Origin of the sequence: Exiguobacterium sp. MH3, assembly GCF_000496635.1 — a bacterium.
Classification (GTDB): Bacteria; Bacillota; Bacilli; order Exiguobacteriales; family Exiguobacteriaceae; genus Exiguobacterium_A; species Exiguobacterium_A indicum.
Window position 1 is genome coordinate 1,774,390 of the sequence record NC_022794.1, and the last position, 24,858, is coordinate 1,799,247.

The following is a 24,858-nucleotide window of genomic DNA, read 5'->3' on the forward strand; positions in this document are numbered from 1 at the left end:
CGACGAAACCGTGTTTGATTCCTTAGCTTGATGCTGATAGTTCAGCGTATTCCTCTTGCGTGAACGCACGGGAGCGTGTCAAAAAACGTTTCCCTTCGACACCTTCAAGAGAGAACATTCCGCCTCGACCATCCACGACATCAATGATGAGTTGCGTATGTTTCCAGTACTCATATTGATCTTCATGAATATAAAACGGACAACCACCGATCTCTCCCAGTTTTTTATCCTGATCTCCCAGGAATAGATCACCCTGCGCAAAACACATCGGGGAACTGCCATCGCAACAACCACCAGATTGATGAAACATCAACGGACCGTGTTTTTCTCTCAACTGGTCGATTAACTCTAGACAAGCTGCTGTCGCCTGAACACGTTCCACCATTTGCATCCACGTCCTTTCCGACTTAGAAGAAACCGAGTTTATTCGGGTTGTAGCTAACGAGTAGGTTTTTCGTCCGTTGGTAATGGTTGAGCATCATCTTATGGTTTTCACGTCCGATCCCTGACATTTTGTAACCACCAAACGCCGCGTGAGCTGGATATTGGTGATAACAGTTCGTCCAGACACGTCCTGCTTCGATTGCACGACCAAACCGGTAAGCACGGTTCATATCGCGTGTCCAGACGCCGGCACCAAGACCATATAACGTATCATTCGCAATTTCGAGTGCTTCTTCTTCCGTTTTGAATGTCGTGACCGATAGAACCGGTCCGAAAATTTCTTCTTGGAAGATTCGCATCTTGTTATGCCCTTTGAAGATCGTTGGTTGGATGTAATATCCTTCGGCAAGATCCCCTTCAAGCATGTTACGCTCTCCACCGATGAGACACTCTGCGCCTTCCGACTTACCGATTTCAAGATATGAAAGGATTTTCTCCATCTGTTCGTTCGAAGCTTGAGCCCCCATCATGACGTCCGAATCAAGAGGATTTCCGATCTTGATGGCTTTGACACGCTCAAGAACACGTTCCATGAACGGCTCGTAAATTGATTCTTGAATCAAGGCACGCGACGGACACGTACAGACTTCTCCTTGGTTCAACGCAAACATCAGTAATCCTTCGATTGCTTTATCGAAGAAAGCATCATCTGCCTGCATGATATCTTCGAAGAAGATGTTCGGTGATTTCCCACCGAGCTCGAGGGTGACCGGAATCAAGTTTTGCGATGCGTACTGCATGATCAAACGTCCTGTCGTTGTCTCACCCGTAAAGGCGATTTTGGCAATCCGTTTGCTCGACGCGAGCGGTTTCCCTGCTTCAAGACCAAAACCGTTGACGATGTTAAGAACACCCGGTGGGAGTAAATCCTCAATGAGCTCAACGAGTACCATGATGCTCGCTGGTGTTTGTTCTGCTGGTTTTAAGACGACACAGTTTCCTGCTGCGAGAGCCGGTGCCAGCTTCCAGACAGCCATCAGGAGAGGGAAGTTCCACGGAATGATTTGACCAACGACGCCAAGTGGCTCATGGAAGTGGTACGCTACCGTGTCTTGATCGAGTTCGCCGACCGAACCTTCTTGGGCACGGATGACGCCGGCGAAATAACGGAAGTGATCGATTGCGAGCGGTAGATCGGCGTTGAGTGTCTCACGGACCGCTTTCCCGTTCTCAAGTGTCTCTGCATAAGCGAGCATCTCAAGGTTTTCTTCCATCCGATTCGCGATTTTATTTAAAATGTTTGAGCGTTCCGTTACAGACGTTTTTCCCCATGCTTCTTTTGCCGCGTGTGCTGCATCAAGAGCCAGTTCGATGTCTTCCTTACCGGAACGAGCGACTTGGCACAATACTTTACCAGTGACAGGTGTGACATTATCAAAATATTCTCCCCCGACAGGTGCCGTCCACTTTCCATTGATGTAATTTTCATACCGTTCCTTGTACTGTACTTTTGACCCTTGCTTGTTCGGAATGTCATAAATCATGCGTTATTTCCTCCCTCAACTAAAATGGTCAAGCAGTGAGACGGATGCTTGTATGCGCTTACATTTTAATATAGGCTAAAACAGCCCCCTCGATACCATCGTACCAAAATTATATGAAAAGTCAAAAAATTCCGGTAAATATCTGTGATTTTTTTCGAGAAAAAACATCTCCATTTTCGGGAGATGTTTTGCCGGTCAAGACCGTGTCGGGTCAATTCCGTCTTCTTGGTCAGACGGTGTATCGGAACTACCGAAATCACTTACTTTCGAGAATCCATCCGTATCACCGTCGATGTCTTTCCCGCGGGCTGTAACAGATGGATCCAGTACATCTTCTTCACTTGGTCGCGAATTCGGATCGTTCTCGTTTTGTTCTGCTTCTTCTTTTGCATGCTCGATACATAATAGCGTTTCCGGAATGATATCAAGACGCTCAATCTCAATCTCTTTTCCACAGACCTTACAAATGCCATACGTTCCGTCCTCGATCGCTTTTAGGGCACGATCCACATCAGAGAGCATATCCTCTTGCATGTCCGTGATCGCTTGATCGCGTTCCCGTAAGAATAATTCATCGCCGGAATCGGCAGGATGATTATCGTAACTCGACAATTCACCTTCATCGTAATCGGTATCGCGTTGTTCGATGTTTGATGTCGTCTTTTCTTTTTCCTTTAATAATCGTTGCTTGAATTCTTCCGTCTGTTGTTTAGATAACATGATTGTTCGACTCCCCTTCGTTAGAACCTCTGTTAAGAATGTAGCCTATTCGAAGAAGAGTTAAACCATCACGAACACTTATAAGAACGAATTGATCCATGAAGATCACAGATAACCGTCATGCATTCATTCCCATCGTTAAAACAAATCTGATGTGATCGTCCGTTCTTGGATGTCGTGATGTCATCGATCCACAGTTGCGAAGCATCTGCCGAAGACAGCATCGCGATTTTGTCACGAATCATGAATAAATCAAACGGTAACAGATTCAAGGATTGAATCGTTAACCCATGTTTACGGAAAAGTGGATCAAGCTGGTATTGCGAGAGACTATATAAAGACTTTTCCGTCCCACCAATCAGTAGTTGAATCGAATGTGACGGTTCATGACTGTCGATTCGTTCCTTATGCAGGATGATTCGTCCTCGAACACCAGACTCATTGAATATTCGTTGCGTATCCTCTTGTGACAGTCGTGGTCCACCTTCCTTGACCTTTAAGACGATGTGGGCGAATTCCGCAAAATCCGGTTTTCCGATTTCAAGCGCTGGGATATGACGGACTTCTTCTCGTTCAATGATTTCAATCAAGTCACGCTCTACTTTGACACTGACCGTATCTGTTGAAAAGACACGAACGTCGATCACAAATTGATCAAGTACTGCATTTACTTCGATCGTGTAAGTCAAATCAAGGTTTTTTTCTTGTTCAACCAATAGTCGATTCAAGATGAGTTGATGCAATAAATGGACTGGTGTACGTGAAGAAAATTGACTCGAATAAATCAAATGTTTTGGTCCGGTTCCTTTTGTTGCTTTTGGTCGTGCTCCGTTTAATCTATATACGTTCACTTTATAATTCAACATATTATCACCTTCTCTTACCTGAAAAATCGGAATAGAGATGTTCCGTTCATATAGCGTACAATGTATTTTAATCGCTAAATATTCGTTTTCGAATATTCCAAATTGAATATACAAATTGTAATCAAATTGTGATAGAAGATTTGCAAAAACTGATTATTTCGATGACGATGCGCTACGTGTTATTAGATATACAAAACCACCCTTCACGTAACGTGAAAGGTGGTGCGCACACTTATTCTCAAGCAATCGAATTGACTTGTTGTTGCATCGCTTCATAATGTTCGATGATTCGAGATCCAAGTGGATCCGTTGCTGACAGTTTTAGATATGCGTTTAACGCATCTTCAATTCCATGTTTCGTGATATATGCATTTAATTCAGAAGATTCTGAATCATTTGGATCGAAATAGGTCAGTGCTGCTGCGATTCCGCGCGCTAATCCATCTGCTTCAATCCCGCGCTCCATCAATTCCTTCGCTGGTTTGACGAGTCGGTCACTTGGACTCAGTTTACGAATCGGTGAACGAGCGACACGAATGATTTCATCATGAATTCGCGGGTTTTCAAAGCGTTTCATATTCTTTTGGATATACGCACTATGGTCGACGGGGTTAAAGCCGTACTTTTCAAGTAACAACCACCCTGTTTCGTAAAGTGCTGTCTGGACACCACGACGGATGCGTGGATCCGTTAGACTTTCAGCGATTGTCTCTTTATGAAAGAGTGCTCCGAGGTACGAAGCGATCGCATGTCCCGTATTAACGGTGAACAGTTTCCGCTCGATGAACGGTTCGATGTTTTCGACATAGGTAACACCTTTAATCCGTGGATAGGCTTCCGGTAGTCCAGTCGTCTCAATCACCCATTCGAAGAATTCTTCCACTTCGACGTACAACGGGTCTTCATGATGCTGAAGCGGCACGATCCGGTCAACCGCTGCATTCGGGAAATACCAGTTCTCCGCTACCGTCTGATGTTTCGCTACCTCCGCTTGCAAGTGTTTTGACCCACCGATCATATTCTCACACGCAATGACGTAGACAGGTGTCTGTTGATCACGTTGACGTAACCCTTCCGCGATCAAAGGAGCTACTTTCGACAACAAGCTCGGACCGACAGCTGTCGTAATCACATCTGCATCGCGAATCGCTGCAATGACCTGATCCGGTTCAGACAAACTGTTGAGCGCCGTCACGCCGTCGACCCGTTCACGTCCTCCTTGTTCAGAGGCATAACCGACCTCATAGGTATGTCGTGATTTTAATGCATCGACGACCGTCGTATTGACATCTACGAAACAGACTTCGTAACCCGTCTTGACGAGTTGTAAGCCGATGAAACCACGTCCAATGTTACCGGCACCAAAATGAATGGCTTTCATGCTTACACCTCCGCTGTCAATAAGGCAATGATTTCTTCTTTTGATTTCGCTGCCACGATACGCTCGACGTTCTCCTCATCGGAGCAAATGACTGCGATATTCGATAACAACTCGAGGTGTTCGTCCCCAACACCAGCGATACCGATGACGAGTCGTGCTTGTTCCGTTCCGAACGCTACGCCTTGCGGTACTTGTAGAATCGATAGCCCCGTTTTCTTGACTTGTGATTTAGCCGACTCTGTTCCGTGGGGAATTGCGACATGGTTGCCGATATAAACCGTTGATAAAGCGTGACGCTCCTGCATTGAATCGATATAACCCGCTTCGACATATCCATGGTCGACGAGGAGTTGACCGGCAGCCGTAATGGCTGCCGTCTCGTCTGCGAATTGTTGATCCAGTAATACGAGTTCCGGTGAAAGGTTCATTGTCGTTGTCATGTTTATTCCTCCTTGAATATCTCTATCTTTATTTTTAAGAAATCTTATTTCGTGCTGTTTCAATCTCATGAACGAGTTGGTCATAATAACCGGCATTCAAGAAATTATCGACTGATCGGTGTTCTGCCGTTGGAACCTGTTCCTTCGCTCGCTCCGTCAAATCACGATGCGTGATGATCAGTTCGGCGTTTTGCGGCAATTGACTGATTGACGTATTCGTTACCTTGATCGGTAAGCCCGCTTTGTTGATTTTATTGCGAAGGACGGATGCTCCCATCGCACTTGATCCCATACCAGCGTCACAAGCGAAAATGATATGTTCGACTTCCGCAAGTGGTTTAGCATCAGCTGAAACGAGTGTCGAGGCAATCGATTGTTTGCCTTTCATCGCACTGACGTTCGCGCTTGCTTCTTCAAGCGATGTCTCTTTTGCTTTGCTTGTTTTCAATAAGACAGTCGAGACAACGAATGTCACAGACGCTGAAACAAGGACACCGGCGATCAATCCGATGTAAGAGCCGCGGGATGCCATCGCAAGAACCGCAATGATACTACCTGGCGAAGCAGGTGCGACTAAACCGACATCAAATAGGACGAATGTGAGAATTCCACTCATACCACCTGCGATCATCGCAAGCAATAAGACCGGCTTCATCAAGACATACGGGAAGTAAATTTCGTGAATCCCACCGATGAACTGAATGAACGCGGCACCCGGTGCTGTTTTCTTTGCTGCACCAGAACCGAAGAACGAGTACGCGAGTAACAATCCGAGACCCGGACCCGGGTTAGCTTCGAGTAGGAACAGTACCGATTTTCCTGCTTCATTCACTTGATCGAGACCAAGTGGGCTTAAGATACCGTGGTTGATGGCGTTATTTAAGAACAAAATTTTCGCTGGTTCGATGAATAAACTAGCAAGCGGTAATAAGTGCGCACTGACGATTGCACCAACTGCTGCAGCCATGATGTCGTCAAGACCTGTCATGAGTGGTCCGAATAACTTGAACCCACCGAGCATCAACAAACCACCAATGATTCCGACCGAGAAATTGTTGACGAGCATCTCGAGACCCGGTTTGACTTTTCCTTCGATCAACTGATCGAACTTTTTGATGACGTATCCACCAAGTGGTCCCATGATCATGGCACCGAGGAACATCGGAATCTCTGTGCCGACGATGACCCCCATCGTCGCGAGCGTCCCGACGACACCCCCTCTGACGTCATGCATTAATTTCCCGCCTGTGTATCCGATCAGCAACGGTAAGAGATAGGTGATCGTCGGACCGACGAGTTCACCGAGTTCCTTATTTGGTGCCCATCCAGTTGGGATGAACAGTGCCGTGATGATCCCCCAGGCGATGAATGCACCGATGTTCGGCATGACCATACCGCTTAAAAAGCTTCCGAACCGTTGAACTTGTACACGGATGCCCCGTGCTCCATTTTGAGCTGTCGCCATTGTGTTAGCCTCCATTTCGTGTATGAGTTGATAAGATGATTGCTTTGCTATGACCTTATTGTAAGAGTACTGCAAGCGCTTACTCAATCTTTCCTAGTTCAGTCTTTGTCCAAGAAGTTGGACAGACTGGAAAGAAGCCTGCTTGACATAAAAAAATCCCTGTCACTTCAGGAATGGAGTGACAGGGATTTTTTTAAGTGTGACCGAGGAACTGATCAATGACCGTTCGAAACGTTCGATTCAATAGCAGACGAATCGTCTGTTCCTCCCCGAACTCGAATTGATCCATTTGTTCGGGACTCTCGATGATCGCAGCACTGATCGAACTGAGTAATTCAAGCAGTTCGTTCGAGGTCTCTTCCGGTGCGACCAAGACGAGGAGCCGTTCGACGGATTGTAACTGTTGATCCATTCCGAGCAAGTCGATCGGTTCAGGCAATTCAAAGATGAGGAATCCCCCTCGTTGAATCGTCGCATCGCGTCCGTGAAACAGCGCAAGCCGCGTTCCCGGAATACCAAGACCTGACATCTCATGACGACGTAGCAATTGTCCAGAGAGCGAAACAGCTGACTTCGCCAATCCTTGCTCGACCATGCGTGTACTGATCTCAAACAAGAGCGATTCAATCCCATCGCCCACCCGCTCTAACCGTTCCATTCGGAATCCGTCCGATACTTGAATGGACGACGCAACGAGCCGATGCAATTGCTCAAGTTCGAGCCATTCCGTTTTCGTCTTTCGCGGTGCCGGTTGAAAGGATTTAGGCAAGGCGAGAATTAATTTCCGAATCCGTTCGACCTCATCCTGAGGAAGCAATGGGTTGACGAGAAGATGTGGTGGACGAATGTCAGGCAATGGCACAGTCGACAATACAAAGTCGTACGAGTCGATTGGTAACCGTTCGATGCCAAACAGGGACGAGTTATCGATGTGCTCGAGTTCAGCGAATTCTTGCCGTAGCCGATTCATCAACAACTTCGAGGAACCGAGTCCAGCAGAGCAGACGACTAGAACACGATATGGGAGTTTTGGTGTCGGTTTGCTGAGCACGGCACCGAAATGCATGACCCAAAATGCTAAATCTACGTCTTCAAATGTCGCATCGGTGAAGATCGACAGTGCTGTTTGTTTGACCGCATCAAACAAGCGCGGATATTCCCGTTCGATTTGTTTGATGACATAGGACGGATTGACGCTATTTTGACGTGTGTACGATTGAATATGCGAGACGAGTCCGCGTTCTAGCGCGTGATCCTTCGTAAAGTTCGTTCCATATAATAAGGAGACATGCTCAATCAATCGTTTTACACGAAGGCGCGTGACGAGTTCCTCCGTATCTCCTGCGTCCGATTGAAAGAAAGCACGCAATTCTTCTGATAACCATTGGCGTTCGGCAATCGACAACGTGTCAGGTAAACGCTCTTCGACGCGTTCCACCCATTTGAGGATTTCGACCGGATACGCTTTTAACTCGTAACGCATCGGAAACTGATCTTTGCGTAACGCTTGTAAAGCTAAGCTGAGTGTCGCACGCATGATTTGTCGGTCATTGAGACGCCCTTCTTTCGTCAATGGCGCTATGACCGCGTACGCTTGATTGATCATCTCAAGCCAGGATGTTCGATTCATGCGTAACAGATGAGGTAATTGCCCGGCGTCGCCTTGTAACAACCGATAGAAAGCGAGAACATCCCATTGCGTAAAGATCAATGAAATCAGTAAACGGCGTTTGTTGATTTCTTCGCCGATGACTTCGGCACCAATACCTTTTTTGCGCTTGATTTCAAGGTCATATTGTAGAAACCATTCATCAATCCGTTCTAAATCCTGGCTAACGGTGCTCGGAGCCACATACATCGCATGGGCGATTGCCTGTAATTTGACCATCCCTTCTTCTTGTAGTAGCCGATACGCTAACTCGACTTGGCGATCTTCAGCGTTCGGTAATTGTTTATGTGACAATAAGAGTTGGTCCCGTAATGCATGTTTGGCTTCGTCCGTTCCCTCAATTAAGAGACCTCTGCCGCGAACATATGTCAAACGCAAATTATGATCTTCTAAAGACTGGGCAAGACGATCGCGTTCACGTTGAATCGTTCGTTCCGATGTCTCGAGCGTTTCCGCAATCTCTTGTATTTGAACAGGTTCCTCGCGTGATAAGAGGAAAAATAAGATATCATGTTCCCGTGGTGTAAATTCAGTCATGCAGCCTCACTCTTTTCTGCCAAGATTCGAGGATGACGTCATATGCAGTCGGATCAAGAATCCGATCGACTGGATGAACCGAACAATGTGTTTTCCATACGTGTCGATGGACGAGTTGCGTTTCTCCGACGATAAAAGCTGCTTGATCAGGTAGTTCTGCGATCCGACATGTCTTGACGTCTGTCGTAATACCACATTCAAGTAAGCGCTTTCTTAAAATCGTAGCCCCCATGATACTACTCGCCATTCCACTCTCGCATACGAAATAGATGATTTCTGAATTCATCTGTCATACCTCCTCTTCATTTTATAAGAATAGCAGAAATATTTTCGGTGTTTCACCTTGAAACAAAATCAATAGTTATTTTTGAACTGGCAGATTTCTTTGCCAAACACAAAAAAGCCTGGATTTCCGATGATGCCAGAAAATCCAGACGATGTGATTTAGCCTGTTTGTTGCATTGCTTTTAAATATTGTCCAACGGCTTCTGCTACTTCACGACCTTCGCGAATCGCCCAGACGATCAATGATTGACCACGTCTTGCGTCACCTGCGGCAAATACGCCTGGACGGTTCGTCGCGTAACGTGTCGTCTTGATTTTCCCACGTTCCGAGGCGACTGCTAAATGTTCGAGTACGTTCTCTTCGACACCACTGAATCCAATGGCAATCCAGACTTGATCGACTGGGAAGTAACGATCGCTCCCTTCGATCTCCTCAAAGATCACTGTACCCGATTCAGTTTTTGTTTTCGTCGTTTGAATCGTCCAGACACCGGTGACTTGACCCGATTCACTTGTTGTGAATCGCTTGATCGCGATCAAGTATTCACGAGGATCCCGACCGAATTGTTGCAACGCTTCTGCGTACCCATAATCGATGGAGTAGAGTGACGGTGTATCCGGCCACATGTTTCCTGTTGCACGCGTCGTACCCGGTTGTTCATGTTTACCGAATTGGACGACGGAGCGACAGCGTTGACGGAGTGCTGTTGCCACACAGTCCGCTCCGGTATCGCCTCCACCGATGACGAGAATATCTTTATCTTTCGCATCGTGATCAGCAGACAACGGTTCTTGCGAGAGCACGTGACGTGTCACCCCTGTCAAATAATCCATCGCATAACCAACCCCACGCGTTGGCGCATCCGTTAATTTGCGTGGTTCCGTCGCGCCGACACATAAGATAACGGCGTCATACTCCGCTTCAAGTGTCTCGAGAGTGATATCTGCACCGATCGTGACGTTCGTCCGGAAGTGGATCCCTTCTGCTTCAAGCAAATCAACACGGCGCTGTACGACCTCTTTATCAAGTTTCATGGCTGGTATACCGTACGTGAGTAATCCGCCAATCCGATCTTCCCGCTCGTAGACCGTCACTTGGTGACCGGCTTGATTCAGCTGATCGGCAGCCGCAAGACCGGCAGGACCAGATCCAACGATGGCAATCGAACGTGTCGATCGTATTGCTGGAATTCGGGGCACGACCCATCCTTTTTCGAAGCCAATGTCGATGATTGTCCGTTCGATATCTTTGATCGCGACCGCAGGTTCATGAATCGACAACGTACACGATCCTTCACATGGCGCTGGGCAGACACGACCCGTGAATTCCGGGAAATTGTTCGTCTCAAGAAGGCGATCGAGTGCCTCTTGAAAACGTCCTTCTTCTACGAGCAAGTTCCATTCTGGAATCAAGTTATAGACTGGACAACCAATCTTCACTTGATCAAATACTTCCCCTACATGGCAAAACGGGGTGCCACAATCCATACATCGACTTGCTTGTTGACTCGCTTCCGCTTCCGTCAAAGCCGTCTTATATTCCTTAAAATCACCCACCCGTTCGCTTGGATGTCGTTCCGTTCCACCCGAACGAGCAACTGTCATGAATTGATCGCGTCGTTTCATCGTACCCCTCCTGTTCTGCGCCCTAGATGTGTCTCAAATGCGAGCAACATCGCTTCTTCGGTGTTGTGTCCTTGTTTTGCGAAATCAGCCATCAACGTCGTCACTTTCTCATACGTCGAAGGAATGACGCGGATGAACGAATGAATGACATGATCCCAGTTCGCTAGAATCGCATCGCCCTGCTCACTACCGGTCCGTGCGACGTGACGTTCGATGAACGTCTTCAGTCGCGCAATCTCTTCGACATGCGTGACAGGTCCCGTCGAAACGAGTTCGCGGTTGACACGTTGTAAAAATTGTTCAGGATGACGCGGCAAGACATAAGCGACACCACCTGACATACCGGCAGCAAAGTTTTTTCCGACATCGCCAAGGACGACAACGGATCCACCGGTCATATACTCGAGTCCATGGTTACCGATTCCTTCGACGACAGCGACGGCTCCACTGTTTCGAACCGCAAATCGCTCACCTGCCTGACCGTTGACATAGAGTTCTCCACTCGTCGCCCCGTAAAGTGCGACGTTACCAATGATCGACTGATCGGACGAGACGAACGAAATCGAACGTGGAGGATGAACGGCGATGATACCTCCGGACAATCCTTTCCCGACGTAATCATTCGCTTCTCCCGTGACATCAAGCGTTACTCCGCGTGGTAAATACGCACCTAAACTTTGTCCGGCAGATCCATTCAGTTCGAGTTTCAATCGATCCGTTGGCAGACCAAGGGCCCCAAACCGTCTTGTTAGCATGGCACCGGTCTGCGTTCCGATCGCACGGTCTGTATTTTGAATCGTTAAACGTAGTGTCTGAGGCTGACTGAAATCTGCCGCCTCCAAATACGGCGAGATTTCACGCGCGTCAAAGGAACGCTCGACATGATGCTGTTGTTGTTCAGCCGGACCGTGTGTCACGTGAACGAGGAGACGCGAAAAATCAAGACTCTTCGCCTTCCAATGCGTCCGTTGTCGCTCCGATGGTTCGAGTAGGTCCGTCCGCCCTACGAGATCTTGTAGTCGGCTAACTCCGAGCTTCGCTAAATGTTCTCGTACTTCCTCTGCGATGAACGTCATGAAATGGACGACGTCATCGGCAGATCCCGTGAATTTCTTACGGAGCTCTGGATCTTGCGTCGCGACACCAACAGGACACGTATCGAGATGACAAGCACGCATCATGATACATCCGACGGCGATGAGCGGAGCTGTCGCAAACCCATACTCATTCGCTCCGAGCATCGCGGCGAGGATGACGTCGCGACCAGTCAATAGCTTTCCGTCGGTTTCAAGGACGACACGCTCGCGCAACCCGTTTAATGTCAACGTTTGGTGCGTCTCAGCAAGACCAAGCTCCCATGGCAGTCCGGCATGTTGAATACTCGTCTTCGGCGAGGCACCCGTGCCGCCGTCATGACCACTGATGACAATGACGTCCGCAAGCCCCTTCGCAACTCCAGCCGCGATCGTCCCAACGCCACCTTTTGCGACAAGTTTGACGCTAATCCGGGCTTGATCATTGGCACGTTTTAAGTCATGAATTAACTGGGCCAAATCTTCAATCGAATAGATATCATGGTGTGGTGGTGGGGAAATCAATCCAACACCCGGTGTCGATGCACGCACCCGTGCGATCCACGGATAGACTTTTTCACCAGGCAATTGACCACCTTCTCCGGGCTTCGCACCTTGTGCCACCTTGATTTGTAATTCGTCCGCGTGAACGAGGTAATGACTTGTCACCCCAAAACGACCAGAGGCGATCTGCTTGATTCGGCTCATCCGGAAGTCACCATTTTCATCCCGTTCGTATCGTTCCTCCTCTTCACCGCCTTCACCACTATTACTCTTTCCGCCTAAGCGGTTCATCGCGATCGCAAGCGTCTCGTGCGCTTCTTTTGATAACGAGCCGTATGACATCGCACCCGTCTTGAAGTATTTGACGATTTCGCTGACAGGCTCAACTTCTTCAATTGGGATCGCCTTCGTCTCCTTGAACGTCAACAGATGTCGTAGCACCGTTGCCGGCTCCTCCTGAATGCGTTGAGCGTACTTTTGATAAAGCCGGTAATCATTCGTACGGCATGCGTGTTGCAACAAATGAATCGTTGCTGGGTTAAAGGCATGATGTTCTCCTGCTTGACGGTACCGGAAGACACTACCGGACTCTAAATAAATCCGTTCATCTGCAACCTGTTGTGCTCGTCGGACTTCTTCTTCCATCAGTTCAAGCGTCATCCCGCTCAATTGAGAGACCGTACCAGTGAAATGCTGGTCGATGACGGAGCGATCGATTCCGACTGCTTCAAAGATTTGCGCACCACGGTAGCTGAAGACCGTCGAAATGCCCATCTTCGACATGACTTTGACGACGCCTTCCGTGACTGCTTTTTGGTAACGTTTGTCTACATCCGTAAAACGATCCCCTACCGCTTCTTCAAGCGTCGCATATGCCAGGTACGGATAAATCGCATCCGCACCATATCCGAGCAACGTCGCGACATGGTGGACTTCACGAATCTCTCCCCCTTCAACGATCAAGCTGAGATTTGTACGTAATCCCTTGCGGATCAGCGCATGATGAATCGCACTCGTCACTAAGAGGATTGGCATCGGCAATGTGCCGGGGCGTACGAGACGATCCGATAATGTCAATAATTCATACCCGTTTCGTGCAGCGGTCACAGCCTCATCAACGATCATGTCGAGCGCTTCTGCAAGCGAGTCGGTGAACGTCGTCGAAATCGTTTTTTGCTTAAGTCCACTTTGTTTAAGCGCATGGGCTTCGTCTGGTCGCAGAATCGGGGTCTCTAAGCGAACACGACGACAGTTCGCGCGGTTCGGCGTCAGCAGTTCCCCTTGTCGACCAAGCCATGTCAGCGTCGAGGTGACGATCTCTTCGCGTAACGCGTCAATTGGTGGATTCGTGACTTGTGCGAACAGTTGCTTGAAATATCGGAACAAGGATTGAGGGCGTTCACTTAAGACCGCTAGCGGTATATCCGTCCCCATCGCACCTAACGGATCCTTTTGTTCTTCGACGAGCGGGATCAAGTATTGATCGATATCTTCACGCGTATATCCGAAGTGTCGTTGTTTCGTTCCAAGTTCAACGAGTGTTTCCTTGAAGTCGTTACTTGAAAGGGAAACGACTTCTTGCGCGAGCCACTCCGCGTAGGGATGACGTGTCGCTAGCTCCCGTTTAATCTCTTCGTCTGCGATCAACTGACCGGACGCAAAGTCGAGTAAAAGCAGTTCACCCGGTGCTAATCGTTTTTTGTACAGGATGTCTTGTTCACGAAGAGGGAGTACTCCTGCTTCTGACGACAACATGAAGTGACCATCGCGTAACAATACATATCGCGCTGGACGTAAACCGTTTCGGTCAAGCGTCGCACCAATCTGTTTTCCGTTCGTAAAGACAATCGCAGACGGACCATCCCATGGCTCCATCATGCTACTGTGGTACTCATAATATGCGCGCTTAGCCGGTCTGATCTCAGCATGTTCGAATGGTTCCGGTACGAGCATCAGTGCTGTCTCAGCGAGCGAGAGTCCGGACAGATGAAGAAACTCAAACGCATTATCAAGCATCGACGAGTCACTACCTGTCTCATCTAGAATCGGTAACACTTCCTCTGCCCGATTACCATACGTCGTCTCGGCCAGTCGACGTTCTCGACCGCGCATCGCCCGAATATTTCCTTGCAACGTGTTGATTTCACCGTTGTGAATCAAATAACGGTTCGGGTGAGCACGTTTCCAACTTGGGAACGTATTCGTACTAAAACGCGAATGCACGATACCAAATCCTGATTGATAGCGCTCATCTCGTAAGTCATCGAAGTACGCGCGCAATTGATCCGTCGTCACGAGTCCTTTGTAAACGATCGTTTCACTCGAGCTACTCAAGACGTATTGTTCAAGACCGAGTTGTTCTGATTCACGTTCAAATGCGCGACGAATCAAAAAGAGTGTTCGTTCAAATGTCAATCCTTCCATCGCCTTTGCACCAATGAAACATTGACGAATGACTGGCTCCGTGCGGCGGGCACCCGACCCAAGCACTTCTGACTGAACAGGTACAGTACGCCATCCTAAGACGTCTTGTCCTTCTGTCAAGATGATGGATTCTAATGTTCGTTCGAGTCGCATCCGTTCCCGTTCCTCACGTGGTAAGAACATCATGAAAACGCCATAATCCCCTTTTTTAGGGAAGGAAATGTGGCGAACCGTTTCACGAAACAAACGATCTGGTAATTGCGTTAAAATACCCGCCCCGTCTCCCGTCTTCGCATCGCTTCCTTGTCCACCACGATGTTCCATTTGACAAAGCATGGCCAATGCATGTTCAACAATTTCATGACTCGCTCGTCCTGTTTGATGTGCGTAAACCCCGATCCCACACGCATCATGTTCCATACGAGGGTCGTATAATCCCTGCTGTTCAGGGTACTGATGAAATGTCATGGTAGCACTCTCCTTGCCTTCTTAATTTTCTGTATATTCAGTTAAATTATACTTTACACTCTTTTATGTTTATTCGCTACTATGCATAATCACCATTTTATTTAACCTTTGAAGATAGAAATACCATATATCAACATTGATAACGCTTACATAAATATGGATATTCATTCAATATTTTTTTTAGTTGAATTCTACACTTTGTGCGCGTATTACTTTGCCCGAACATAAGATTCCGTGGTATTTTTAACTATGAAAAGAGTTATTGATCATGGAAGTAGAGAGAGGAATAATACGATGAAAAAAACAATGCAATTTACGGGTCTCTTGATCGCAGGAAGCTCGATCTTATTAAGCGCATGTGGTCAGCAAGAGGAGAAGGCAACCGCATATGACAAGATTCAAAAAGATGGCACAATTGTTGTCGCGACGGCTGGTACACTTTTCCCGACATCTTACCATGAAGAGAAAAACAATAAGTTGACTGGATTTGATGTCGAAGTCGTCAAAGAAGTAGCAAAGCGTCTTGATTTGAAAGTGAAATTCAAAGAGATGTCATTCGACGGTATGTTGACAAGCGTCAATACAGGTCAAGTCGATCTTGCTGCTAACGACATTACGATTACCGATGATCGTAAAGAAAAATTCGCGTTCTCAAAACCATATAAATATACGTATGGTACGGCAATCGTCCGTAAAAGTGATTTATCAGGCATCAAGTCTCTTGAAGACTTGAAAGGGAAAAAAGCTGCCGGAGAAGCTACAACGACATATATGCAGATTGCTAAAAAATACGGTGCAAAAGAAGTCACGTACGATAACGCGACGAACGATCAGTATCTACGAGATGTCTCAAATGGTCGAACAGACGTCATCTTGAATGATTACTACTTGCAAACACTCGCTGTCGATTTCTTCAAGGACTTCGATATTACGATTCACCCTGATATCGCTTATAATCCAAGTCAGGTTGGTTTAATCATGGATTTAGATAACAAGGAACTTCAATCCAACATTAACGAACAACTCGATAAAATGAAGGAAGATGGCACATTAAAGGAAATTTCGAAGCAATTCTATGCTGGAAAAGATGTCTCTCAAATGCCTGACGTCAAAACGACGATCGTCGATGTGAATTAACGATGTCTTCGATTGATTGGCGGTCCGTCTTCAATCCGGAATTGGCGGTTGAATCGTTTCCTTATATTTTGAGTGGACTGGGACAGACGCTATGGATTTCCTTGCTCAGCATGGCCATTGGTCTTGGAATTGGTTTGCTCCTTGCCCTTTGTCGTCTGTCTAGGCTTCGACTTTTACGTATCGGAGCGAGCGCCTACATCTCGTTCATGCGAGGTGTTCCGATTCTCGTGTTGCTGTTCATGTTGTATTTCGGACTGCCGGTCATCAATATTCAACTGGACGCGTTAACAGCAGCAATTACCGGTTTTAGTTTGAATAGTGCTGCGTACATGGCAGAGATCATTCGTTCTTCCTTACTATCGATTGATCGTGGTCAGGAAGAAGCGGCAGCTTCGCTTGGTTTATCGCGATATCGAACGTTCGTTGGTATTATTTTGCCACAAGCGATCCGAATCGCCATCCCACCGCTTTCAAACGTCTTGCTTGATCTCGTCAAAGCCTCGTCGCTTGCTGCCATGATTACTGTCCCTGAAATATTTCAAAAGGCAAAAATCGTTGGTGGGCGTGAATTTGATTATATGACCGTTTACTTTGTCGTTGCGTTCATTTACTGGGGAATTTGTTCCTGTATCGCAGTCATCCAAGAGATTCTCGAGCGTCGTTTTGCACGGTATCTCTGATTCATTATTTCGCAAACTGTTATACAAACAGGCGATGGACCATGTCCATCGCCTGTTTGCTTTTTAAATTTTTACTGATTGGTTACCCTTCCCGATACATCGCTAAAAAATGTTCGAGTTGCCGCGGTTGTAGCGGTCGATGGAAGAGGTACCCTTGCAACGTATGACATCCTAACCGCTCGAGCAACGCTGCCTCTTCTTCTAGTTCGATTCCTTCTGCGACGATCGTCATATCTAATCGTTTCCCTAATTGAATGATTGTCTCGATCATCGCTCGTTTTTTTTCAGAATGAATCGCTTCTTGAACGATTTCTTTCGGAATCTTCAATTGATCGAATGGAAGTTCAACGAGAGGCTGCATAGAGGAAAAACCGGTTCCGAAATCATCGAGTGCAATTCGAATTCCGTATAAATGGAGCGCATTCAATGTCTCAATGATTTGTTCCGTTCCCTCGATGAAGATGTGTTCTGTCATCTCGATTTCAAGGAGTGATGGTGGAAAACCTGTTTGTTTTAAGGTCGTCAGTACTCGATCTGTAAAATCAGGTTGTCGCAATTCCCAAGGCGAAACATTCACTGAAATCGTTATAGGTTCCTTCCCTTCTTCCAACCATACTTTTCCTTGTAAGCAAGCTTGTCGCATGACCCAGCTTCCAAGCGTTTCAATGAAACGTGTCCGTTCCGCAAGTGGAATGAACTCATTTGGCGGAACGAGACCATACTCCGGGTGATTCCAACGAATTAATGCTTCCACTCCTGTGATTTGACGCGTTCGTGCATTGACTTGAGGTTGAAATAAAACGAAGAAATCACGATCCAACTCTGCATCGTACAAATCGCGTGTTAATTGAAGCGCTCGCTTTCGTTCATTTTGAGTCGCTAAATCTGTAATCGCATACGTATTTTTTCGATTTGCCTTTGCTGTAAATAATGCAATCTCTGCATCGTTAATGACATGGTCTGTTGTTTCATCGTTCATGTATGAAACACCGATACTTGCAGTTACATTAATCTGCTTAAAATCGATTTGTACACGTTCTGCTACACTCGACAAAATATCATCACAGAGCACGCGTGCATCGTAATGGTGTGGTGCATGCAATAAAAAAGCACTTCCACTTGCTTTCGCAATTGTACAGTCCGGAAAGTGATTCATCAATCGCCGGCCAATGATGTGTAACGAGCGGTCTCCAGTTCGGTATCCGAATGCATCGTTGACTGTTTTGAAATCGTCCAGATCAACGAGACAAATCATATCACCTTCTCGTTTCTTCTTATCTACTTCAATCACAAATGAAGATCGGTTTGATAAACCTGTCACAGGATCCGTGAATGCTTGTTCTTGTAAACGGGCTAGGTAGTCAATATTACGTTCAAGACGGGTGACGTATTGATTATGAATCAATAAACTAATGATCGTCGCAATCAAGATAAGTCCAATGCGCGCGATGTGATCGGATGCAAACATCGTGGCATTTTCAAAAGATGGAGTATGATACCAAATATAGAGAAGAGAAATCGTCGTAATGCTCGTTGCATACAGCAACATTGTCCGATTAATGACGACTAATGACGCTAAAATGAAAAGAAGTGCACATGCCCAAACCGTTTGGACACCACGATCGATGAACGGATAATAAATGTATGGAATCAACAAAAAAACACTCGACATTATATGTGGCTTTAGCCGATCTGACAGTGTACTTTTACCAATGAAGTATTGTGCTATTCCAGCACTCGCAATGACGAGAGCGCGAATCCAATCCTCCCCATTTAAACCAGAACGACTAAACAGGTTAGCAACGATATATAAAATGGCACCACAACTCGTCAATACAAAAATGATCATCCCGAACAACTGATAATTTGCCCGGATTTCTCGATGATATTGCAAACTATTGGAAGAACGTCGCTGTGTGTTCACCGCCATCCCCTCTTTCTAGTTCCTGTCGGTTATTTTCCTTATCAGAACCAAAACAAAACCTGAATTTTCTAAAAATAATAAAATAATGGGAAGTCATGATTTTGATTAGAATGGGAATAGATAGGTATAGAAAGGAGCGATTAACTATGTCTCATCTACTGTTTATTGAAGCCAACGATAGCACACATCAAAAAAAAGGCATTAGTTCTGAATTGAACGATGCTTTCCTAAATGCGTATCGTGAGCATCATCCTGGCGATACAATCACGGTTTTGAATTTATTCGAGGAACGTCTCCCCTTCTTTGATTTAAAGCTTGCGAATGCGGCAGGTCGACTATTTAAAGGAGAGGAATTAACGGGAGATGATGCGATCCACGCACAACGGCTTCAAGAATATTTAAACGGATTCTTAGATGCCGATAAGGTCGTCTTTTCATTTCCGATGTGGAACTTAACAGTTCCTGCACCGCTTCACAACTATATGGATTATCTCGCACAGGCTGGTCAAACGTTTCGTTACACAGCTGAAGGTTCGATCGGACTGGTTGAAAACAAACAAGTGTTGTTGATTCATTCACGCGGTGGCGATTACTCGACAAAAGAGAAAGCACCAAGTGAACACGCTGTTCGCTACATGTTAGACTTATTAGCATTTTTCGGAATTGATGATGTATCGACAGTCATTTTAGAAGGGCATCAACAATACCCCGATCGTGCATCTGAATTGATTGAACAGGCACTTCTTGCATGTAAAAAGACAGGTGAACGATTCTAAATACGAAATAAAACAAATGAACTATTTTTTTCAAGTAAGATTTTTTCATGAACAGGTAGATTAAAGGTACGGAATAATGAGTACGCCATTGTAAAGTCTTTTTGGATGTCAGAGGGGTTACGATTCAAAATTTTTTTGAAGTAACCTCTTTGATAATATAGTTGACCTAAAAGTTGACCATCTTCAATTTGCAAGCTCTCTTGAATGCCTTGTTCAGTAATCTCTAATCCAAGTTGATTTCGATTTTGTTCAGATAGTTGTTTTGCATAGTTATAAAGAATCTTAATACGAACTTTTTTCAGTTCAGTTGTGTCATAGTTAAACCGAAGCAATTCTTGAAAGCTATTTTCTGCTGAATCAAAATCCTCATGCTCAATAAAAGAAATCGCGATTGCCATATGAATTCTTAAATAAAGCGTTGGAGATTTGAATTGTAATGACGTATGCATCAATAATTGTTTAAATTCACCAATGGTTTCAAGATAAGTTCTAAAATTTCGTTTTTCATGAATGATAATTTCATAATACATTGCTAAAAATTTTATCTCATCGTAGTCTATTTTGTTTTTTATATCATCAATAATCATGCGGGCTTCTTCAAATTGATGACTTTGTAACAACCTCAATAATTGTTGATCATAAGATGTAAACATATCACTCCGAAGATGATCTTCAAACAACATGGAGAGCGGTACCTTAAGACGTTTTGCAACTTGTTGTAACCAATCAATTGTTGGTGAATTTTTACCATTTTCTACTTTACTAATTTCGGCTTGACTACATATTCCCTTACATAATTCAGCTTGAGTCATATTTTTCTCTTTTCGAATCCGTTTAATTTCATATCCTATTGATGAAGATAAATGACTCATACGATCTCCTCCTTCATCTATTTTAAAGTTCAAAGTATAAAAAATCACGTTTACCATTTAATACTAGTTCAGCGTGATTTCTATTGTCTAACGCGTGAAATATGGTATACGCGTGAGTAAATGCTTCTTGAATGTCCTTACGTGGATAATCTAACTTTTCATAAAAACAACCTCGTTGATAAAAAAAATGACCTAACAATGACGTATCTTTTCTTTCTAGAGATGATTGAATGCCTTTTTCCGTTATCTTCAGTCCCATTTCAAAATCTGATTGAAAGTACAGTTGCTGCGCATAGTTATACATAATTTTAGATTTTAGTTTTATCAAATCATATGTCATATAATCATACTCTAATAATTCTTCATATATTTTTCGCGCATATTGATATTGGTGATTTAAATAATAATAGTTTGCGACAGACATTTTAATTCTTAAGAAAATAGATGGGTATTCGATTTCCATTTGTTCTTGATCTGATAAGTAAAGTAATTGAGAAATACAAGTACGGTAGTCAATATCTTTTTTACCCTCACGAGCTACCCACTCAAAATAACGAATTAATAATTGAACAGAAGAAGGTAAATCATTTGGTGTTTGTTTAATGAAATCAAGCATGTCATCATAACGATGTCGTCTAGAAAAGTCAGACAATTGTCTATCAAATTGATGAAATAGACTGGTCTCATTCGCATCAATGAAGAGATGAGCCGTTGAAGTATGGAGCTTTTGGGATAACCGTTGAACAATATCTATCGTCGGCATGATTTTTCCATTTTCGATTTTACTCAATTCCGCTTGGCTACATACATCTCTTGCTAATTCTGTTTGCGTTAAATTTCTTTCGACACGTAGTTGTTTAATATGTTGACCAAATGCTTCGATTTCCAAAATTTCTGCTCCTTTCTTGTAGTTTCATTTTCACTTAACAGCGTGTTTATTATTTGATTAAGTATACGGAGAAATCAGTTTTTGATTCCGAAAAATTTTTCTTAACAGATAAAGAAGATAGCGAATTTTATGCACTCTAAAAAACAAGATATAGTATAAGATTTCGCATTGGGACAAGCGCCTATATAGGATTACTTTTAAGTCTACTCAAAAGTAAATAATAAGTGTTCCTCTTTTAGATCAACAACTTTTTGTTTAGTCGATTTAAGCTCTAATGCATGCAACAATGTATACGCAACTGTATATGTTTTTTGAAATGAATCTATTCCTACCGCTTCTTGATAGTTACCTAATTGAAAATACAAATGCCCTAAAAGAAAAGTTTGCTGATGAAGTAAACATAATTCAATTCCTTTTTGAATATATATTTTTGATTCTTCAAACAGATCTTGATACAAAAGGATTTGGGCATGATTAAAATAAATTTTGATTAAAGAGGTGACATATAATGAGCTATTAAGACTCTCTAACAAAATTTCGATATCCAAATAAGAATTCGTCGTTAAATGGAATAGCTTATGTTCAGCATATAAATTGGCAATCGCGGTTTTGATTCGAATGAACAAAGTGATTGATTCGTTTTGAACATCCCGTTCAATTAGAAGGTTATTTAATAGGAAAGTCGCGGTCCTAAAATCATACTGATCCTGTTTCAAGTCGACGATGATTCGAAAATATGCATTTAATATGACTAACTCAATATTTTCATTATTATTGTGCTTAGAAATGTATCTCTTGATTTGCTCATACTTTTCATCTCGAAGTAGCGCTGAAACAGTCTGATCAAAGCGTTCCATTTCTTCGTTTTCTTGAAGTTCTTCGAATAAAAGTGCAATTGGAACTTTTAATCGAGTGGCAATTTGCTTCATTAAATCTACAGTGGGTGAATTCAAACCATTTTCAATTTTACTAATCTCAGCTTGGCTACAAATACCATTACACAGTTCGTTTTGTGTCATCTGCTTTTCAATACGCAACTGTTTTATTTTTGTACCAATCGATGAAGTTAGTGAATTCATCTTCATCATTTTTCACTCACTTTCATCTATTGGGAATAGCAATAGTTCTGCTAAATGCACTTCAAGAATTTTTTGGTAAGCATGATTATTTGTTGCAATAAAAAAGGAATAGGCAATGGTATATGCCTCTCTAATATCATTATTTGCAGCATATAATGATTCTAAAAAGAAACCTTTTTGATAATAAAAGTGACCAAGATATGTTAAATCTTGTAGTCTTTTTGTCTCTTCAATTACTTGTTCAACTTCTTGCAATCCTTCTTCAAATCGCTTTAGTCTATACAAATTTCTTAAATAATTGTACATGATTTTCATTTTAATTTTTTTATATTCACAGGTCTGATATGGCATTTTTAATAAATCTTCATAAATTTGGTGAGAATGCGCATATTCCTTATTATTCGTATAGAGAACAGCAATTGCCATTTGAATTCGAATATAAAGAAGAGACGACTGTTCCATGATTTTCTTTTGCGCAACTAATTGAAGTAAGGATGTAATGCATGAACGAAAATCAATATTTCCTCTTTCATATTCAAGCAGGACTTGATAATAATGAATAAAAATTCTAATTTCAAATATGGTTGTAGAGTTAGAATATTGAACTAACTCTGCTGACATTTCCCCATACGTTTTTTCTCTAAAATGCCGTAACATTTTTTGGTCAATTTCGTTCAACTTTTGCGAGACCTGTTCATCCGCAAAAAATAAAGAAATGGGTATTCGTAGTTTTCTAGAAATTTGTTGTAATAAATCAATTGTTGGAATGTTTCTTCCATTCTCGATTTTACTAATCTCAGCTTGACTACAAATATCCTCACACAGTTCCTTTTGAGTCATCCGTTTTTCTAATCGTAACATCTTAATTTTTTTACCAATCGATGAAGTTGGTAAATCTATCATTTTTTGTTCACTCACTTTCATTAATCGGAAATAAGAGGTGATCAGAAAAATAGGTTTCAAGGATTTTTAGATAAGAGTGATTCTGAGTAGCAATGAAAAAAGAATAAGCGGTCGTATACGCTTCTTTTGTTTCTGATTCAGATGCTTTTAACGCCTCTAATAAGATTCCTTTTTGAAAATAAAACTGTCCGAGATACGTTAAATCCTGCAATTGTTTTGTCTCTTCGATGACCTTCTCAACTTCCTGCAACCCTTCTTCGAATCGTTCAAACTCTACTAAATTACGTATGAAATTATACATGATCTTCATTCGAATTTTTTTATATTCTCTTGTTTGATAAGGTAAGTCTAATAGTTCTTTATAGATTTGATGGGCACGACTATATTCTTCGTGGTTCGTATACAGAACAGCAATTACCATCTGAATTCGTGTATAAAGAAGAAATGATTTGTCTTTGATCTGTTCCTGTCTGACAACTTGTAATAAAGAGGCGATACATGTCCGAAAATCAATATTTCCTCTTTCATAGTCTAGTAATTCTTGATGGTAGCGAATTAAAATTTGAGTTTCAACCGCATTATTGACGTTCTCATATTTTGCTAAGTCTTTTGCCATATCTGAGTACGTTTTTTCACGCAAATGCCGAATCATTCGTTGGTCTATTTCATTTAATTTTTGTGAGACGATTTCATCTTCAAAAAACAATGAAATCGGGATGCGTAGTCTTCGACAAATCTGCTGTAACAAATCAATCGTTGGGGAATTTCGACCATTTTCGATTTTACTGATTTCAGCCTGACTACAAATTCCTTCACAAAGTGCTTTTTGTGTCATTCCTTGTTTTTTTCGTTCTTGTTTGATTTTATCACCAACAGAATGAATGACTGGATGCATAGAGGTCACTCCTCAAATCAAAAATATCGAACTCATGAAAAAAGTCTTCCGTTTCAAGTATATATCACTTGAGACGGAAGACGTGTCTATGCTTCCGGCGAGAATCGAACTCGCACTGCAGCATTACCATTGCTGAGGTCTGCCATTAACCTACGGAAGCTTGTAAAACCTAATTTTAGTATAACTTATAGAAAAAGACAAAACAAGAAGTCGATGCTTTTCAGCTCAACTTCTTGTCACTCATTTACAGTGTAGTTTTCGTTAGCGAGTTATCATAGACGACTAAAACTGAATAATGTTCATCCGCTTTAGACGCA

The 24,858-nt window shown here is 43.7% G+C and carries 20 protein-coding genes and 1 tRNA gene; 3 read left to right on the plus strand and 18 right to left on the minus strand.

Annotation, left to right across the window (positions count from 1 at the left end; translation table 11 throughout):
- Positions 1–22 precede the first annotated feature (22 nt).
- The 11 genes from U719_RS09535 to gltB form a co-directional block, all read right to left on the minus strand.
- On the minus strand, positions 23–385 hold the full coding sequence (locus U719_RS09535) for a DUF779 domain-containing protein (protein ID WP_023468555.1): 363 nt from the start codon (positions 383–385) through the stop codon (positions 23–25).
- A gap of 22 nt (positions 386–407) precedes the next feature.
- Entirely contained in the window at positions 408–1,928 is a 1,521-nt protein-coding gene (gene adh, locus U719_RS09540; RefSeq protein WP_023468556.1) for an aldehyde dehydrogenase, read from the minus strand.
- A gap of 195 nt (positions 1,929–2,123) precedes the next feature.
- Positions 2,124–2,648 (minus strand): TraR/DksA C4-type zinc finger protein, encoded by a 525-nt coding sequence (locus U719_RS09545; protein ID WP_023468557.1) that lies wholly within the window; start codon positions 2,646–2,648, stop codon positions 2,124–2,126.
- A gap of 68 nt (positions 2,649–2,716) precedes the next feature.
- Positions 2,717–3,499 (minus strand): hypothetical protein, encoded by a 783-nt coding sequence (locus tag U719_RS09550; RefSeq protein ID WP_235147580.1) that lies wholly within the window; start codon positions 3,497–3,499, stop codon positions 2,717–2,719.
- A gap of 253 nt (positions 3,500–3,752) precedes the next feature.
- Positions 3,753–4,895 (minus strand): mannitol-1-phosphate 5-dehydrogenase, encoded by a 1,143-nt coding sequence (locus tag U719_RS09555; protein WP_023468559.1) that lies wholly within the window; start codon positions 4,893–4,895, stop codon positions 3,753–3,755.
- Between the two features lie 2 nt (positions 4,896–4,897).
- A complete protein-coding gene (locus U719_RS09560) occupies positions 4,898–5,335 on the minus strand; it encodes a PTS sugar transporter subunit IIA (RefSeq protein ID WP_023468560.1) in 438 nt (145 codons plus the stop codon).
- A 34-nt stretch (positions 5,336–5,369) separates the two neighbouring features.
- Positions 5,370–6,800 (minus strand): PTS mannitol transporter subunit IICB, encoded by a 1,431-nt coding sequence (locus U719_RS09565; RefSeq protein ID WP_023468561.1) that lies wholly within the window; start codon positions 6,798–6,800, stop codon positions 5,370–5,372.
- A 193-nt stretch (positions 6,801–6,993) separates the two neighbouring features.
- Positions 6,994–9,006 (minus strand): BglG family transcription antiterminator, encoded by a 2,013-nt coding sequence (locus U719_RS09570; protein ID WP_023468562.1) that lies wholly within the window; start codon positions 9,004–9,006, stop codon positions 6,994–6,996.
- Positions 8,999–9,292 carry a hypothetical protein gene (locus U719_RS09575; protein WP_023468563.1) on the minus strand — a complete coding sequence of 98 codons (294 nt, stop codon included), beginning with the start codon at positions 9,290–9,292 and terminating at the stop codon, positions 8,999–9,001. Before U719_RS09575 ends, U719_RS09570 begins: the two co-directional genes overlap by 8 nt.
- Positions 9,293–9,450: 158 nt before the next feature.
- On the minus strand, positions 9,451–10,917 hold the full coding sequence (locus U719_RS09580; protein WP_023468564.1) for a glutamate synthase subunit beta: 1,467 nt from the start codon (positions 10,915–10,917) through the stop codon (positions 9,451–9,453).
- The gene (gltB, locus tag U719_RS09585) at positions 10,914–15,386 is read right to left on the minus strand and encodes a glutamate synthase large subunit (protein WP_023468565.1); all 4,473 of its coding nucleotides are present in this window, start codon (positions 15,384–15,386) and stop codon (positions 10,914–10,916) included. The genes U719_RS09580 and gltB overlap by 4 nt, the downstream gene beginning before the upstream one ends.
- 294 nt (positions 15,387–15,680) lie before the next feature.
- On the opposite strand from gltB, the gene U719_RS09590 reads away from it, so the two are divergent.
- Together U719_RS09590 and U719_RS09595 are read left to right on the plus strand one after the other, a co-directional pair.
- Positions 15,681–16,523, plus strand: coding sequence for a transporter substrate-binding domain-containing protein (locus U719_RS09590; RefSeq protein WP_023468566.1), 843 nt, complete (start codon positions 15,681–15,683; stop codon positions 16,521–16,523).
- A 2-nt stretch (positions 16,524–16,525) separates the two neighbouring features.
- A complete protein-coding gene (locus U719_RS09595) occupies positions 16,526–17,203 on the plus strand; it encodes an amino acid ABC transporter permease (protein WP_023468567.1) in 678 nt (225 codons plus the stop codon).
- A gap of 82 nt (positions 17,204–17,285) precedes the next feature.
- Here U719_RS09595 and U719_RS09600 read toward each other — a convergent pair whose 3' ends face one another.
- The gene (locus tag U719_RS09600) at positions 17,286–19,097 is read right to left on the minus strand and encodes a bifunctional diguanylate cyclase/phosphodiesterase (protein ID WP_235147581.1); all 1,812 of its coding nucleotides are present in this window, start codon (positions 19,095–19,097) and stop codon (positions 17,286–17,288) included.
- Between the two features lie 176 nt (positions 19,098–19,273).
- On the opposite strand from U719_RS09600, the gene U719_RS09605 reads away from it, so the two are divergent.
- Complete coding sequence (locus U719_RS09605; protein WP_023468569.1) at positions 19,274–19,903, plus strand: FMN-dependent NADH-azoreductase; 630 nt, start codon at positions 19,274–19,276, stop codon at positions 19,901–19,903.
- Here the strand turns inward: U719_RS09605 and U719_RS09610 are convergent.
- The 6 genes from U719_RS09610 to U719_RS09635 all read right to left on the minus strand — a co-directional run bounded on the left by U719_RS09610 (position 19,900) and on the right by U719_RS09635 (position 24,701).
- Positions 19,900–20,775, minus strand: a complete 876-nt coding sequence (locus U719_RS09610) for a helix-turn-helix domain-containing protein (RefSeq protein WP_023468570.1) — start codon at positions 20,773–20,775, stop codon at positions 19,900–19,902. The two genes, U719_RS09605 and U719_RS09610, sit on opposite strands and share 4 nt — an antisense overlap.
- 22 nt (positions 20,776–20,797) lie before the next feature.
- Entirely contained in the window at positions 20,798–21,664 is an 867-nt protein-coding gene (locus U719_RS09615) for a helix-turn-helix domain-containing protein (protein ID WP_023468571.1), read from the minus strand.
- Positions 21,665–21,867: 203 nt separating this feature from the next.
- Positions 21,868–22,743: a helix-turn-helix domain-containing protein gene (locus U719_RS09620; protein ID WP_158408700.1), complete on the minus strand. Its 876-nt coding sequence runs from the start codon at positions 22,741–22,743 to the stop codon at positions 21,868–21,870.
- 12 nt (positions 22,744–22,755) lie between these two features.
- A complete protein-coding gene (locus tag U719_RS09625) occupies positions 22,756–23,646 on the minus strand; it encodes a helix-turn-helix domain-containing protein (protein ID WP_023468573.1) in 891 nt (296 codons plus the stop codon).
- Positions 23,647–23,653: 7 nt separating this feature from the next.
- Positions 23,654–24,541 (minus strand): helix-turn-helix domain-containing protein, encoded by an 888-nt coding sequence (locus U719_RS09630; protein WP_023468574.1) that lies wholly within the window; start codon positions 24,539–24,541, stop codon positions 23,654–23,656.
- An 89-nt stretch (positions 24,542–24,630) separates the two neighbouring features.
- Positions 24,631–24,701, minus strand: a tRNA-Thr gene (locus U719_RS09635).
- Positions 24,702–24,858: the final 157 nt, after the last annotated feature.

Excerpts from the sequence above, each read along its gene's own strand:
- U719_RS09590 (WP_023468566.1), top strand. The coding sequence starts at position 15,681 with ATGAAAAAAACAATGCAATTTACGGGTCTCTTGATCGCAGGAAGCTCG.
- U719_RS09555 (WP_023468559.1), bottom strand. The coding sequence starts at position 4,895 with ATGAAAGCCATTCATTTTGGTGCCGGTAACATTGGACGTGGTTTCATC.
- U719_RS09595 (WP_023468567.1), top strand. The coding sequence starts at position 16,526 with ATGTCTTCGATTGATTGGCGGTCCGTCTTCAATCCGGAATTGGCGGTT.
- U719_RS09545 (WP_023468557.1), bottom strand. The coding sequence starts at position 2,648 with ATGTTATCTAAACAACAGACGGAAGAATTCAAGCAACGATTATTAAAG.
- gltB (WP_023468565.1), bottom strand. The coding sequence starts at position 15,386 with ATGACATTTCATCAGTACCCTGAACAGCAGGGATTATACGACCCTCGT.
- U719_RS09570 (WP_023468562.1), bottom strand. The coding sequence starts at position 9,006 with ATGACTGAATTTACACCACGGGAACATGATATCTTATTTTTCCTCTTA.
- U719_RS09580 (WP_023468564.1), bottom strand. The coding sequence starts at position 10,917 with ATGAAACGACGCGATCAATTCATGACAGTTGCTCGTTCGGGTGGAACG.
- U719_RS09620 (WP_158408700.1), bottom strand. The coding sequence starts at position 22,743 with ATGAATTCACTAACTTCATCGATTGGTACAAAAATAAAACAGTTGCGT.
- U719_RS09630 (WP_023468574.1), bottom strand. The coding sequence starts at position 24,541 with ATGCATCCAGTCATTCATTCTGTTGGTGATAAAATCAAACAAGAACGA.
- adh (WP_023468556.1), bottom strand. The coding sequence starts at position 1,928 with ATGATTTATGACATTCCGAACAAGCAAGGGTCAAAAGTACAGTACAAG.
- U719_RS09535 (WP_023468555.1), bottom strand. The coding sequence starts at position 385 with ATGGTGGAACGTGTTCAGGCGACAGCAGCTTGTCTAGAGTTAATCGAC.
- U719_RS09560 (WP_023468560.1), bottom strand. The coding sequence starts at position 5,335 with ATGACAACGACAATGAACCTTTCACCGGAACTCGTATTACTGGATCAA.
- U719_RS09610 (WP_023468570.1), bottom strand. The coding sequence starts at position 20,775 with ATGAGTCATTTATCTTCATCAATAGGATATGAAATTAAACGGATTCGA.
- U719_RS09575 (WP_023468563.1), bottom strand. The coding sequence starts at position 9,292 with ATGAATTCAGAAATCATCTATTTCGTATGCGAGAGTGGAATGGCGAGT.
- U719_RS09605 (WP_023468569.1), top strand. The coding sequence starts at position 19,274 with ATGTCTCATCTACTGTTTATTGAAGCCAACGATAGCACACATCAAAAA.
- U719_RS09565 (WP_023468561.1), bottom strand. The coding sequence starts at position 6,800 with ATGGCGACAGCTCAAAATGGAGCACGGGGCATCCGTGTACAAGTTCAA.
- U719_RS09625 (WP_023468573.1), bottom strand. The coding sequence starts at position 23,646 with ATGATAGATTTACCAACTTCATCGATTGGTAAAAAAATTAAGATGTTA.